This window comes from Streptomyces sp. NPDC020681 (assembly GCF_044334895.1).
Lineage (GTDB): Bacteria > Actinomycetota > Actinomycetes > Streptomycetales > Streptomycetaceae > Streptomyces.
The window spans coordinates 394,375-407,491 of the sequence record NZ_JBIRTX010000006.1; the positions used below are offsets into that span (position 1 = coordinate 394,375).

Annotated in this window: 12 protein-coding genes; 10 read left to right on the forward strand and 2 right to left on the reverse strand. The window is 69.8% G+C overall.

Features of this window, described 5'->3' with window-relative positions; genetic code table 11:
- Positions 1-127 precede the first annotated feature (127 nt).
- Both ACH4YL_RS17710 and ACH4YL_RS17715 read left to right on the forward strand, forming a co-directional pair.
- The gene (locus tag ACH4YL_RS17710) at positions 128-763 is read left to right on the forward strand and encodes a vitamin K epoxide reductase family protein (RefSeq protein ID WP_398508238.1); all 636 of its coding nucleotides are present in this window, start codon (positions 128-130) and stop codon (positions 761-763) included.
- A 44-nt stretch (positions 764-807) separates the two neighbouring features.
- Positions 808-2,172 (forward strand): replication-associated recombination protein A, encoded by a 1,365-nt coding sequence (locus ACH4YL_RS17715; protein WP_398508239.1) that lies wholly within the window; start codon positions 808-810, stop codon positions 2,170-2,172.
- An 18-nt stretch (positions 2,173-2,190) separates the two neighbouring features.
- On the opposite strand, the gene ACH4YL_RS17720 is transcribed toward ACH4YL_RS17715, so the two are convergent.
- The gene (locus ACH4YL_RS17720; protein ID WP_398508240.1) at positions 2,191-2,883 is read right to left on the reverse strand and encodes a DUF2470 domain-containing protein; all 693 of its coding nucleotides are present in this window, start codon (positions 2,881-2,883) and stop codon (positions 2,191-2,193) included.
- A 188-nt stretch (positions 2,884-3,071) separates the two neighbouring features.
- Between ACH4YL_RS17720 and rpsD the strand changes: the two genes are divergently transcribed.
- The gene (rpsD, locus tag ACH4YL_RS17725; RefSeq protein ID WP_398508241.1) at positions 3,072-3,686 is read left to right on the forward strand and encodes a 30S ribosomal protein S4; all 615 of its coding nucleotides are present in this window, start codon (positions 3,072-3,074) and stop codon (positions 3,684-3,686) included.
- A gap of 19 nt (positions 3,687-3,705) precedes the next feature.
- Here the strand turns inward: rpsD and ACH4YL_RS17730 are convergent, their stop codons facing one another.
- Positions 3,706-5,916, reverse strand: coding sequence for an ATP-binding protein (locus tag ACH4YL_RS17730; protein WP_398508242.1), 2,211 nt, complete (start codon positions 5,914-5,916; stop codon positions 3,706-3,708).
- Positions 5,917-6,073: 157 nt separating this feature from the next.
- Between ACH4YL_RS17730 and ACH4YL_RS17735 the strand changes: the two genes are divergently transcribed.
- The 7 genes from ACH4YL_RS17735 to ACH4YL_RS17765 all read left to right on the forward strand — a co-directional run bounded on the left by ACH4YL_RS17735 (position 6,074) and on the right by ACH4YL_RS17765 (position 13,005).
- Positions 6,074-6,514 (forward strand): DUF948 domain-containing protein, encoded by a 441-nt coding sequence (locus ACH4YL_RS17735; protein WP_398508243.1) that lies wholly within the window; start codon positions 6,074-6,076, stop codon positions 6,512-6,514.
- A 5-nt stretch (positions 6,515-6,519) separates the two neighbouring features.
- On the forward strand, positions 6,520-6,879 hold the full coding sequence (locus ACH4YL_RS17740; RefSeq protein WP_398508244.1) for a DUF6167 family protein: 360 nt from the start codon (positions 6,520-6,522) through the stop codon (positions 6,877-6,879).
- On the forward strand, positions 6,879-9,548 hold the full coding sequence (gene alaS / locus ACH4YL_RS17745) for an alanine--tRNA ligase (RefSeq protein ID WP_398508245.1): 2,670 nt from the start codon (positions 6,879-6,881) through the stop codon (positions 9,546-9,548). Before ACH4YL_RS17740 ends, alaS begins: the two co-directional genes overlap by 1 nt.
- Before the next feature lie 8 nt (positions 9,549-9,556).
- Entirely contained in the window at positions 9,557-10,021 is a 465-nt protein-coding gene (gene ruvX / locus ACH4YL_RS17750; RefSeq protein WP_398508382.1) for a Holliday junction resolvase RuvX, read from the forward strand.
- 104 nt (positions 10,022-10,125) lie between these two features.
- Positions 10,126-11,862, forward strand: a complete 1,737-nt coding sequence (gene mltG / locus ACH4YL_RS17755) for an endolytic transglycosylase MltG (RefSeq protein ID WP_398508246.1) — start codon at positions 10,126-10,128, stop codon at positions 11,860-11,862.
- Positions 11,859-12,689, forward strand: coding sequence for a shikimate dehydrogenase (locus tag ACH4YL_RS17760; protein ID WP_398508247.1), 831 nt, complete (start codon positions 11,859-11,861; stop codon positions 12,687-12,689). The genes mltG and ACH4YL_RS17760 overlap by 4 nt, the downstream gene beginning before the upstream one ends.
- A 43-nt stretch (positions 12,690-12,732) precedes the next feature.
- Complete coding sequence (locus tag ACH4YL_RS17765; RefSeq protein WP_398508248.1) at positions 12,733-13,005, forward strand: hypothetical protein; 273 nt, start codon at positions 12,733-12,735, stop codon at positions 13,003-13,005.
- Positions 13,006-13,117 lie beyond the last annotated feature (112 nt).

The window sequence follows — 13,117 nt, forward strand, 5'->3', positions numbered from 1 at the left end:
GTCCTCGCGGGCCGGATTCCGCGGGACGACCGTGCGTACATGCTTATGTCCATCGAACGGTGGACAGTGGAGGCGGTGCGGCAGAATGACCGTGCCCGAGCAGGCTACTGAGCGATGGAACGGCGATATGACGACTGCAGCGGTTGGCGACGTGTCCTCCGGGGAGCAAGCGGACGGTTCCAAGGGCACGATCGGGGGCAGCCGTCAGCTGTCCTGGCTGCTGATCATCACGGGTGCGGCGGGGCTGCTGGCTTCGTGGATCATCACGATCGACAAGTTCAAGCTGCTGGAGGATCCGTCGTTCACGCCGGGGTGCAGTCTCAACCCGGTGGTCTCCTGCGGCAACATCATGAAGAGCGAGCAGGCGGAGGCGTTCGGGTTCCCGAATCCGATGCTGGGTCTGGTGGCGTACTCGATGGTGATCGCGATCGGTGTGGCGCTGCTGGCCGGTGCGCGTTACCGGCGCTGGTACTGGCTGGGCCTGAACGCCGGGTGCCTGTTCGGGGTCGGGTTCTGTACGTGGCTGCAGTACCAGTCGCTGTACGAGATCAACGCGCTGTGCCTGTGGTGCTCGCTGGCCTGGGTCGCCACGATCGTGATGTTCTGCTACGTCACGCTGCACAACATCAAGCACCGGATCATCAAGGTGCCTGAAGGGCTGCGCAAGGTGCTGCTGGAGTTCCACTGGCTGCCGCCGGTGCTGTGGATCGGGATCATCGGCATGCTGATCCTGACCCGCTGGTGGGACTTCTGGACCAGCTGACGGACCGGACGGGACTGTCAGACCTCTGACATAGGCTTCACAGCGTGGAGCCCGACCTCTTTACCGCAGCCGCCGAAGCACGCCAGGAGAAGGATCCGTCCAGCAGCCCGCTGGCCGTCCGGATGCGCCCGCGCACCCTGGACGAGGTTGTCGGCCAGGCACATCTGCTGAAGCCGGGATCCCCGATGCGCCGGCTCGTCGACGAGGGCGCCTCGGGCGGCACCAGCAAGGCCGGACCCTCGTCCGTGATCCTGTGGGGCCCGCCCGGCACCGGCAAGACGACCCTCGCGTATGTCGTCTCCAAGGCCACGAACAAACGCTTTGTCGAGCTCTCCGCGATCACCGCAGGCGTCAAGGAAGTACGGGCCGTCATCGACGGCGCGCGCCGGGCCGCGGGCGGCTTCGGCAAGGAGACCGTCCTCTTCCTGGACGAGATCCACCGCTTCTCCAAGGCCCAGCAGGACTCGCTGCTGCCGGCCGTGGAGAACCGCTGGGTGACCCTGATCGCCGCCACCACCGAGAATCCGTACTTCTCGGTGATCTCGCCGCTGCTGTCCCGCTCACTGCTGCTCACGCTGGAGCCGCTCACCGACGAGGACCTGCGCGGACTGGTGCAGCGGGCGCTCACCGAGGAACGGGGCCTGGGCAGCGCCGTCACGCTTCCGACGGACGCCGAGGCGCATCTGCTGCGGATCGCGGGCGGCGACGCCCGCCGGGCGCTGACCGCTCTGGAGGCAGCCGCCGGCGCGGCCCTCGACAAGAGCGAGGCGCAGATCAGCCTCCAGACGGTGGAGGAGACCGTCGACCGCGCGGCGGTGAAGTACGACCGCGACGGTGATCAGCACTACGACGTGGCGAGCGCGCTCATCAAGTCCATCCGTGGCTCCGACGTGGACGCGGCGCTGCACTATCTGGCCCGCATGATCGAGGCGGGCGAGGACCCGCGCTTCATCGCCCGAAGGCTGATGATCTCGGCCAGCGAGGACATCGGTCTCGCGGATCCGACGGCGCTGCCGACCGCGGTCGCCGCGGCCCAGGCCGTCGCCATGATCGGCTTCCCGGAGGCCGCGCTCACACTCAGCCACGCGACCATCGCGCTCGCTCTCGCCCCGAAGTCGAACGCGGCCACCACCGCGATAGGCGCGGCGCTCGCCGATGTCCGGGCCGGCCACGCGGGACCGGTCCCGCCGCATCTGCGCGACGGCCACTACAAGGGCGCGGCCAAGCTCGGCCACGCGCAGGGCTATGTCTATCCGCACGATGTGCCGGGCGCCATCGCGCCCCAGCAGTACGCGCCGGACGCGGTGCACGGCAAGCGCTACTACGAACCGACGCGGTACGGCGCGGAGGCGCGGTACGCGGACGTGGTCGAGAAGGTCCGCGAACGCCTGCGTGGCGACGGCGGCTGAGCGTCTGCCTGTCGGCGCTCAGTGGCCCGCAGCCTCGAAGAGCGTGTGCATCGCACGGCGCAGCTCGGTGATGTCCCGCACGGGCGCGGGAAAGTCGAAGCGCGCGTCGAAGCAGCGCTCGCCGACGAACCGCACCCGCAGCCCGAACCGGTCCAGCGCCAGCGGCACCGCCTGCTGCCCGCCGCCGGCTCCCTCGCCTCGCTGGTCGCCGAGCAGTGCGGACAGCCCCTGCACCTGCTCGCCGTGCGCGGAGTGCAGATGCTGCAGCAGCTCCGCCTCGTGGGCGACGACCGGATCCACCGAGGCCCCCGCGAACTCCTCGGGCTCGACCTCCGCCGCGCCCCACAGGTCGTCCACGGACAGCTCGCCCACTTCGAGGCGCAGCATCATGAAGCCGGGCTCGGCCAGCCCCGGTACGCAGGTCAGCCAGCCGGAGATCCAGGCGCGGCCGCGAATACGATGGGGCACCGAGACCGGCGCGACATCGGTGATCTCCAGCACGGCGGACAGCTCGTCGTCCTGGGCGTGTGTGGCGGCCCGTACGGCCGGTGAGTCGGCGGGGTAGAGCAGGAACACCTCGCCGTCGGGGCCGACGACACGGGCCTGCGGGCTCAGCTGTTCCGGGCGGGTGGTCTCCACCCCTGGAATGAGCAGCACCGCGGAGCATGTACTCTGTACGAGAGTTCGTGTGCGCTCGGCTGCTGACGGCATCCGAGTGATTTCAAGCCCGCTGGGACGCGGCTGACCATGAGCTGATCGGACCTCCGTCGCCTCGACGCTCTGAGAAGCGTCGACGTTCTTTGTGCTGTCCGTGATGCGCTTGGTGTTCCCAGGGCGAGACATGCGATCTCCTTGAGTAAGGTGAGCCTAACCTAACCTACAACGGAGGTCTGGAGAACGTGCCTAACCAGTCGCGTCCCAAGGTCAAGAAGTCTCGCGCGCTCGGTATCGCGCTGACGCCGAAGGCTGTCAAGTACTTCGAAGCCCGCCCCTACCCGCCGGGCGAGCACGGCCGTGGCCGCAAGCAGAACTCGGACTACAAGGTCCGTCTGCTCGAGAAGCAGCGCCTGCGCGCCCAGTACGACATCAGTGAGCGCCAGATGGCCCGCGCGTACGACCGCGCCAAGAAGGCCGAGGGCAAGACCGGCGAGGCGCTGGTCATCGAGCTCGAGCGCCGCCTCGACGCCCTGGTCCTGCGTTCGGGCATCGCCCGCACCATCTACCAGGCCCGTCAGATGGTCGTCCACGGCCACATCGAGGTCAACGGCGGCAAGGTCGACAAGCCGTCCTTCCGCGTCCGTCCCGACGACGTCGTGATGGTCCGCGAGCGCAGCCGCGAGAAGAGCCTGTTCCAGGTCGCTCGCGAGGGTGGCTTCGCCGCCGACGGTGAGACCCCGCGCTACCTGCAGGTCAACCTGAAGGCCCTGGCGTTCCGCCTGGACCGCGACCCGCAGCGCAAGGAAGTTCCGGTCATCTGCGACGAGCAGCTGGTCGTCGAGTACTACGCCCGCTGATCACGGCGCAGCTCACGCTTCAGCCCGCCGCTTCCCCGCCCTTTCCGGTGGGGGGGCCGGCGGGCTCTCGCGTTTCCACGACTCCCGTGCCCTCCGTGCGCACCGACACCGGCCGTCCCGGCTTCGGAATGCGCCGCTCCGGCGTGGCGAGCGCCCGTTCCACCGCCGCGTCGAGCGACAGCTCGCGCCCCTCCCGAGCGCAGGACGCATACCGCTCGGCCCCCAGCACCTCGCCCGCCTGCTGTTGGCACAGCGCGCGCGGCGCACTGAAGTAGCCCGAGCCGAACAGCGGCATGCCGACCGAGTCCCACACCGGAGCCGCCGCCCCTTGCAGCACCGCGGCCTCCGCCGGGTCGCCCTGGCTCGCCGTCACCAGCGCCAGCAGCTCGATCGCGAGCACCAGGCCCACCAGGTCGTTGAACCGGTGGTCGATGGTGATGGTCTCCTCCAGCAGCGCACGCGCCCGGGCGTGCTCGCCGTCCGTCCACGCCGCGTAGGCCAGTACGTACAGCGCATAGGCCCGGGTCCACAGCTCGCCGCGCTCCTCGCAGATCTCCCGGACCTCCTCGCACTGCGCGACCGCCGCCTCCAGCCGGTTCTGGAAGACCAGCGCCATGCCCAGCTCGACCTGGCCCATCAGCACATTGCTGTTGAGCTCGCCGAGGTCCCGGTACGAGCGCAGGGCCGAGCGCAGCAACTGCTCGGCGCGCGGCATGTCGTCGGAGAGCAGGGCCAGACAGCCCATGCGATGGACGGCGTACGCGGCGGCCACCGCGTTGTCCGTACGGTCCGCCTCCTCGCGGCACTCGTGCAGCGCGCCCGCGGCCGCGGCGTTGTCGCCCTGCAGGATCGCCACATAGCCGAGCACCCACAGCGCCTTCAGCCGTGACTCCTCGTTCTCGCCGCTCTGGCCCAGCGCGCGGTCCAGCCAGTGCCTGCCCTCGGCGAGCCGGCCGCAGCCGGCCCAGTAGAACCACAGCGTGCCCGCCAGGTACTGGCCCAGATGCGTGTCCTCGGCGGTCTCCAGGCAGACCTCCAGAGCGGCCCGCAGGTTGGGCAGCGCGCTGTCGGTGACGGCCGCGACCTCCACCTGACGCGGACTGAACCAGTCCAGCTCGCACCAGGTGGCCAGGCCCATGTACCAGTCACGGTGCCGCTTGCGCATCCGTTCGGTGTCGCCGAGCTCATCGAGCCACTGGCCGCCGTACGCCCGGAGCGTGTCCAGCATGCGGTAGCGCACGCCGGCGGGCGTCTCCTCGCGGGAGATCACGGACTGGGCCAGCAGCTCGCCGAGCACGTCCAGCACGTCGTCCGCGGCCAGATCGGTCCCGCTGCAGACGTACTCGACGGCCTCCAGCTCGAACGGGCCGACGAAGACCGTCAGCCGCGCCCACAGCAGCCGCTCCTGCGGCGTGCACAGCTCATGGCTCCAGCCCACCGCGGTACGCAGCGTCTGGTGGCGCGGCAGCGCGCCCCGGCTGCCGCCGGTGAGCAGCTTGAACCGGTCGTCGAGCCGTTGCAGCAGCTGGTCGAGCGAGAGCAGCGGAAGCCGGCCCGCGGCCAGCTCCAGCGCGAGCGGGATCCCGTCCAGGCGGCGGCAGAGCTCCCGTACGAGGGCGTGGCTGGAGTCGGTCAGCCACAAGCGCGGCTGCACCCGGGACGCGCGGTCGGCGAAGAGCCGTACCGCGTCCGACTCCGTCATCGGAGCGAGCGCGAGGACCAGCTCGCCGTCCAGCCGCAGCGGCCGGCGGCCCACCGCCAGCACCTGGAGACCGGGCGCCTGCCGCAGCAGATCGTGCACCAGCGCCGCGCACTCGTCGACGAGCTGCTCGAAACCGTCCAGGACGAGCAGGAGTTGGCGTTCGGCGAGATGGTCCACCAGGACGTCGCGGGGAGGCCGGCTGGTGTGGTCGGTGATGCCGAGCGCCTCGATCAGGGCATGGGCGGCCAGCCCGGGGTCGCGGAGCGCGGCGAGTTCGGCGAGCCTGACGCCGTCGCCGTACCGATTCTGCAGTGCGGCCGCGCCATGGACCGCCAGCCGTGTCTTTCCGACGCCGCCGGCCCCGACGACGGTGACCAGCCGGGAGCCCTCCAGCAGTTGGCCGAGTTCGGCCAGTTCTTCGGCCCGGCCCACGAACGCGTTGAGTTCTGCCGGGAGACTGCCCTGTGCCGGGGACTGCTCGTGAGGCTGGTCGTCGGGTGAGGAGCCGTTCCGAGGGGAGCGCCGCATGAGACACGCAGCGTACATACACGTGTGCGCTCCGTACAATCAGCTTCCGCAACTCCCGTCCTGCCCGGCACTAATGCGGTATGGGGTCCCACCCGGGGCGCGATAGGGTCGGAGGACGATTTCCGAGGTTTTCCGGACGAGCAGAGAGCGGTGCAGCGTGACCGGTGGAGAGGTTGCCGGGATCCTGGTGGCCGTGTTCTGGGCGATCCTGGTCTCCTTCCTCGCCGTGGTGCTGGTGAGGCTGGCCCAGACGCTGAGGGCCACCACCAGACTCGTCGCGGACGTGACCGAGCAGGCGGTGCCGCTGCTGGCCGACGCCTCCGCGACCGTGCGCTCCGCACAGACCCAGCTCGACCGGGTCGACGCCATCGCGACCGACGTCCAGGACGTCACCTCCAACGCATCGGCGCTCTCCACGACGGTCGCTTCGACCTTCGGCGGCCCGCTGGTGAAGGTCGCGGCCTTCGGCTACGGCGTACGCAAGGCGATGAGCCGCAAGACCGACGCCCCCGACACCGTGGCGCCGGCCGAGTCCCGCCGCACGGTGATCGTCGGCCGCACCGTCCCGGCACCCCGGCGCAAGAAGCGGAGAGGCTGAACCAGATGTTCCGCCGTACGTTCTGGTTCACCGCCGGCGCCGCAGCCGGCGTCTGGGCCACCACCAAGGTCAACCGCAAGCTCAAGCAGCTGACCCCCGAGAGCCTGGCCGCGCAGGCGGCGAACAAGGCGATCGAAGCGGGACGAGGGCTCAAGGAGTTCGCGCTCGACGTCCGGGCCGGAATGGTCCAGCGCGAGGCCGAACTGGGCGAACGGCTCGGCCTGCAGGCGCAGCCCGACCCCGAACTCCCCGCGCAGCGGCGCTTCGCCGCCATCGACCAGCCCAAGCACCCGTACAACAAGCAGTCCTACAACTCGTCCAACTCGTCCAACCACAACTCGTACAACCGGAATGAGGACCACTGATGGAGTCGGCTGAAATCCGCCGCCGCTGGCTGAGCTTCTTCGAGGAGCGCGGGCACACCGTCGTCCCTTCGGCGTCGCTCATCGCGGACGACCCGACTCTGCTGCTGGTCAACGCGGGCATGGTGCCCTTCAAGCCGTACTTCCTCGGTGAGGTCAAGCCGCCGTTCGCGCGCGCCTCCAGCGTGCAGAAGTGCGTGCGTACGCCGGACATCGAAGAGGTCGGCAAGACCACCCGGCACGGCACCTTCTTCCAGATGTGCGGCAACTTCTCCTTCGGCGACTACTTCAAGGAAGGCGCCATCAAGCTCGCCTGGGAGCTGCTGACCACCTCGGTGGCGCACGGCGGCTACGGGCTCGAGCCGGAGAAGCTCTGGATCACCGTGTACAAGGAGGACGACGAGGCCGAGCGCATCTGGCGCGATGTCGTCGGCGTCCCCGCCGAGCGCATCCAGCGCCTGGGCAAGAAGGACAACTACTGGTCGATGGGCGTCCCCGGACCCTGCGGACCGTGCTCCGAGATCAACTACGACCGCGGCCCCGAGTTCGGCGAAGAGGGTGGCCCGGCCGTCAACGACGAGCGCTATGTGGAGATCTGGAACCTGGTCTTCATGCAGTACGAGCGCGGCGAGGGCACCGGCAAGGAGGACTTCGAGATCCTCGGCGACCTGCCGTCGAAGAACATCGACACCGGTCTCGGCCTCGAGCGCCTGGCGATGATCCTCCAGGGCGTACAGAACATGTACGAGACCGACACCCTGAAGGTCGTCATCGACAAGGCCACCGAGCTCACCGGCGTGCGCTACGGCGCCGAGCACGGTTCGGACGTCTCGCTGCGTGTGGTCTCCGACCACATGCGTACGTCCGTGATGCTGATCGGCGACGGCGTCACGCCCGGCAACGAGGGCCGCGGCTATGTGCTGCGCCGCATCATGCGCCGCGCCGTCCGCAACATGCGGCTGCTCGGCGCCACCCGACCCGTCGTCGGCGAGCTCGTCGACACGGTCATCACAACGATGGGCGAGCAGTACCCGGAGCTGGAGACCGACCGCAAGCGCATCGAGACCGTGGCCCTCGCCGAGGAGGCCGCCTTCCTGAAGGCCCTCAACGGCGGCACCAACATCCTCGACGCCGCCGTCAGCGAGACCAAGTCCGTCGGCTCCACGGTCCTTCCCGGCGACAAGGCCTTCCTGCTCCACGACACCTGGGGCTTCCCGATCGACCTGACGCTCGAAATGGCCGCCGAGCAGGGCCTGTCGGTCGACGAGGACGGCTTCCGCCGCCTCATGCAGGAGCAGCGGGACCGCGCCAAGGCCGACGCCAAGGCCAAGAAGACCGGCCACGCCGATGTCACTGCCTACCGCGAGATCGCCGACGGCTCCGGCGCCACCGAGTTCACCGGCTACACCAACACCGAGGGCGAGACCACGATCGTCGGTCTGCTCGTCAACGGCGTCCCCTCGCCGGCGGCTTCGGAGGGCGAAGAGGTCGAGGTCGTTCTCGACCGCACGCCGTTCTACGCCGAGGGCGGCGGCCAGCTCGCCGACCAGGGCCGTATCAAGCTGCACAGCGGAGCCGTCGTCGAGGTCCGCGATGTGCAGCAGCCGGTGCCCGGCGTCTCCGTGCACAAGGGCGCGGTCCAGGTCGGCGAGGTGACGGTCGGCGCCACTGCCTACGCCACCATCGACATCCGCCGCCGCCGCGCCATCGCCCGCGCCCACAGCGCCACCCACCTCACCCACCAGGCGCTGCGCGACGCCCTCGGCCCGACGGCCGCCCAGGCCGGTTCGGAGAACTCGCCGGGCCGCTTCCGCTTCGACTTCGGCTCGCCCGCGGCCGTTCCCGGCACGGTCCTCACCGATGTCGAGCAGAAGATCAACGAAGTGCTGGCCCGTGAGCTCGATGTGCACGCCGAGGTCATGAGCATCGACGACGCCAAGCGGCAGGGCGCCATCGCTGAGTTCGGCGAGAAGTACGGCGAGCGCGTGCGCGTCGTGACCATCGGCGACTTCTCCAAGGAGCTGTGCGGCGGCACGCATGTGCACAACACCGCCCAGCTGGGTCTGGTGAAGCTGCTCGGCGAGTCCTCGATCGGCTCCGGCGTGCGCCGTATCGAAGCCCTCGTCGGCGTCGACGCCTACAACTTCCTGGCCAAGGAGCACACGGTCGTCGCCCAGCTCCAGGAGCTGGTCAAGGGCCGTCCCGAGGAGCTTCCCGAGAAGGTCTCCGCCATGCTCGGCAAGCTGAAGGACGCCGAGAAGGAGATCGAGAAGTTCCGCGCCGAGAAGGTGCTCCAGGCCGCCGCCGGGCTCGCCGCCGGCGCCAAGGACGTCCACGGCGTCGCGCTCGTCACCGGCCAGGTGCCGGACGGCACCTCCGCCGACGACCTGCGCCGGCTGGTGCTCGACGTCCGCGGCCGTGTTCCCGGCGACCGTCCTGCGGTCGTGGCCCTGTTCACCACGGCCAATGACCGTCCGCTGACCGTCATCGCCACCAACGAGGCCGCCCGCGAGCGCGGACTCAAGGCCGGTGACCTGGTCCGTACCGCCGCCAAGACCCTCGGCGGCGGCGGTGGCGGCAAGCCGGACGTCGCCCAGGGCGGCGGCCAGAACCCGGACGCCATCGGCGACGCCGTGGCCGCCGTCGAGCGCCTCGTCGCCGAGACGGCGTGACCGCAGCCATGCGCAGGGGCCGTCGTCTCGCGATCGACGTCGGGGACGCCAGGATCGGGGTCGCCTCGTGCGACCCCGACGGGGTCCTTGCCACGCCGGTGGAGACCGTGCCGGGACGCGATGTCCCGGCCGCCCACCGGCGGCTGCGCCAGCTCGTGGAGGAGTACGAGCCGATCGAGGTGGTCGTCGGCCTGCCCCGCTCGCTCAGCGGCGGTGAGGGCCCGGCCGCGGCCAAGATCCGTGCCTTCGCACAGGTGCTCGCCAATGGCATCGCACCGATTCCGGTCCGACTGGTCGACGAGAGGATGACCACAGTGACGGCCAGTCAGGGGCTGCGCGCTTCGGGCGTGAAGTCCAAAAAGGGCCGATCCGTCATCGACCAAGCTGCCGCTGTGGTGATCCTTCAGAACGCTCTGGAGTCCGAACGGGCGTCTGGAGCTGCTCCGGGCGAGGGCGTCGAAGTGGTTGTCTGATCGCGATACGGTAACGTTCCGCGCGATGCGGCGGTGTTCGAACAGCTGCCGTACTTAAAAGAGGCGGGAACGTCCTACGCCCGCCTCGCGGCTCTAGGGGATCGATGACTGATTATGGCCGGGGCCCCGGCTCCGAACCGTGGCATCCTGATGATCCTTTGTTTGGCGATCAGGGATGGCGAGGAGAGCAGGCCGCGCCCGGCCAGGCGCCCTACGGCGGCCAGCCGCAGCAGCAGTACCCCCAGCAGCAGCAGTATCCGCAGCAGCCGCAGCCGCAGCCGCAGCAGTACGGCGGTCCTCAGGACCCGTACCAGCAGTACCCCCAGCAGCCGCAGAACCCGCAGCAGTACCCGCAGCAGCCGCAGAACCGGCAGCAGTACCCCCAGCAGCCGCAGGGCCGGCAGCAGTACAACCCGCAGCAGCAGTACAACGGCGGCTGGGACACGGGCCAGCAGCCGGCCATGCCGTACGGCGCGGGCCAGCCCGACCCGTACGCCCAGCAGCCCGGCTACGGCGGTCAGCAGGGGTCCGACTACTACGCCACCCCTGAGGCCTACCCGCCGCCGCAGCCGCCGGGCCGCCGCCGGGCCGAGCCGGCCCCGGAGCAGACCGACTGGGACGCCGAGGCGCAGCAGGAGGAGACCCACCCCTTCTTCACCGGCGACGACGACCGGGACGACGACCGCGAGTACGACGACGACCCGCGCGAGACGCGCCGTGGCGGCGGCAGCGAGCGCCGCGGCAAGACCAAGAAGAAGAGCCGCAACGGCTGTGCGTGCCTGGTCGTGTCGCTGGTACTCGTCGGCGGCCTCGGCGGAGTCGCCTACTTCGGATACCAGTTCTGGCAGGGCCAGTTCGGCGCGGCCGAGGACTACACCGGCGCCGGCAGCGGCTCCGCGCAGGTCGAGATCCCCAAGGGAGCCGGCCTCCAGGAGATCGGCAACATCCTCAAGCGGGCCGGGATCGTGAAGAGCGCGGGCGCGTTCGTCTCCGCCGCCAACAGCGACCCCAAGGGCAAGAGCATCCAGGCGGGCGTCTATCTGCTCGCCAAGGGCATGTCCGGCGCGAACGCGGTGGACGCGATGCTCGACCCGGCCAGCCGCAACAACCTGATCGTGGTGCCCGGTCGGCGCAACTCCCAGATCTATGCGGAGATCGACAAGCGCCTCGAGATCAAGGCAGGCACCACCAAGGCCGTCGCGAAGGCGAAGGCGAAATCGCTCGGCCTGCCCGACTGGGCCGACGACAACAAGGACATCAAGGACCCGCTGGAGGGCTTCCTGTACCCGGCGACCTATGCGGTCGCCAAGGGCATGAAGCCGGAGGCCGTCCTGAAGAAGATGGTCGCCCAGGCCAACCAGGAGTTCGGCAAGAAGGACCTCAAGGCCGAGGCCAAGCGGCTCGGCCTCAAGACTCCGCTCCAGGTGCTCACCGTCGCGAGCCTCGTGCAGGCCGAAGGCAAGTACAAAAACGACTTCGACAAGGTCTCGCGGGTCGTCTACAACCGCCTCAAGCCCAACAACCTGGAGACGGTCGGACGGCTCGAGTTCGACTCCACGATCAACTACATCAAGAGCGAGAGCACGCTCGACGTCGGCGCCGTGGACGACCTGCGGAAGATCGACGATCCGTACAACACGTACGACATCAAGGGTCTGCCGCCGGGTCCCATCGGCAACCCGGGACCGGACGCGTTCAGCTCGTCGCTCAGCCCGACGCCGGGACCCTGGTTCTACTTCGTGTCGATCACCGAGGACAAGACGCTCTTCGCGGTCACCAACGCAGAGCACGAGAAGAACCGGAAGCAGTACGAAGCGGAGCAGGAGAAGTCCGGCCAGTGAGCACGACCCGGCGGCGCGCGGCGGTCCTCGGATCGCCGATCGCCCACTCCCTCTCGCCGGTGCTGCACCGCGCGGCCTATGCGGAACTCGGCCTCGCCCACTGGTCGTACGACCGGTTCGAAGTCGACGAGGCCGGGCTCCCCGGCTTTGTGGCGGAGCTGGACCCTTCCTGGGCGGGTCTTTCGCTGACCATGCCGCTGAAGCGGGCGATCATCCCGTTGCTCGACTCGATCACCGACACCGCGGCCTCGGTGGAGGCCGTCAACACCGTGGTCCTCACCGAGGACGGCCGCCGTGTCGGCGACAACACCGACATCCCCGGCATGATCGCCGCACTGCGCGAGCGCGGGGTCGACAAGGTCGAAACGGCCGCGGTTCTCGGCGCCGGCGCGACGGCCTCGTCAGCGCTCGCGGCGCTCTCCCGGATCTGTACGGGACCGGTCACCGCGTATGTACGCAGCGCGGCCCGCGCCGCCGAGATGCGTGGCTGGGGCGAGCGGCTCGGCGTCGAGGTGCACATCGCCGACTGGGCGGAGGCCGCCGTCGCACTGCGCGCGCCGCTCGTCATCGCCACCACGCCGGCCGGAACCACCGACGCGCTGGCGGCCGAGGTGCCCGAGAGCCCCGGCACCCTCTTCGACGTGCTGTACGAGCCGTGGCCGACAGTGCTGGCTGCCGGCTGGTCCGCCCGCGGCGGAGCCGTCGTCGGCGGCCTCGACCTCCTCGTCCACCAGGCCGTGCTCCAGGTCGAGCAGATGACCGGCCTGGCCCCGGCACCGCTCGACGTCATGCGGGCCGCGGGCGTAAGGGCTCTCGAAGAGCGTTAGGCTCACCGCGTTCTGTGCAGGTGACGGGGGGAGTGCCATGGACATGGGTCAGCCACAGGCGGGTTCCGGGTCTCAGATCGTCGGCGGCATCATCGGGCTGCTGCCGGACTGGCTCGAGATCCCGCTGCTGTGCCTGTTGTTCCTGGCGATCGTGGCGGGCTGGATCCGGTCCATCCGCAGCAAGCTCGCACAGCGGCGCGCGGTGAGGTCGGTGGCGCCCGTCGCCGCTCCACAGAGCGGGCGGCAGGAACCGAGCGGGGCCGACTTCCTCGGTGCCTACGCGCCCCAGCAGCGCCAGGACGCTGACACGCGCTGACGCCCCGCCGTCCGATGGCTGGACCGGAGCAGGTGCGGCGTCCCGGACGTGGGAGGATCAGAGGTGGCGGGCCAGGGCCGCGCACCCGGTCGCGCCGTCGCAGTTCCAGGCG

Bases quoted from the DNA above. Each gene is read 5' to 3' on its own strand.
- ACH4YL_RS17710 (WP_398508238.1), top strand. From the start codon at position 128: ATGACGACTGCAGCGGTTGGCGACGTGTCCTCCGGGGAGCAAGCGGAC.
- ACH4YL_RS17720 (WP_398508240.1), bottom strand. From the start codon at position 2,883: ATGCCGTCAGCAGCCGAGCGCACACGAACTCTCGTACAGAGTACATGC.
- ACH4YL_RS17730 (WP_398508242.1), bottom strand. From the start codon at position 5,916: ATGCGGCGCTCCCCTCGGAACGGCTCCTCACCCGACGACCAGCCTCAC.
- ACH4YL_RS17740 (WP_398508244.1), top strand. From the start codon at position 6,520: ATGTTCCGCCGTACGTTCTGGTTCACCGCCGGCGCCGCAGCCGGCGTC.
- alaS (WP_398508245.1), top strand. From the start codon at position 6,879: ATGGAGTCGGCTGAAATCCGCCGCCGCTGGCTGAGCTTCTTCGAGGAG.
- ruvX (WP_398508382.1), top strand. From the start codon at position 9,557: ATGCGCAGGGGCCGTCGTCTCGCGATCGACGTCGGGGACGCCAGGATC.
- mltG (WP_398508246.1), top strand. From the start codon at position 10,126: ATGACTGATTATGGCCGGGGCCCCGGCTCCGAACCGTGGCATCCTGAT.
- ACH4YL_RS17765 (WP_398508248.1), top strand. From the start codon at position 12,733: ATGGGTCAGCCACAGGCGGGTTCCGGGTCTCAGATCGTCGGCGGCATC.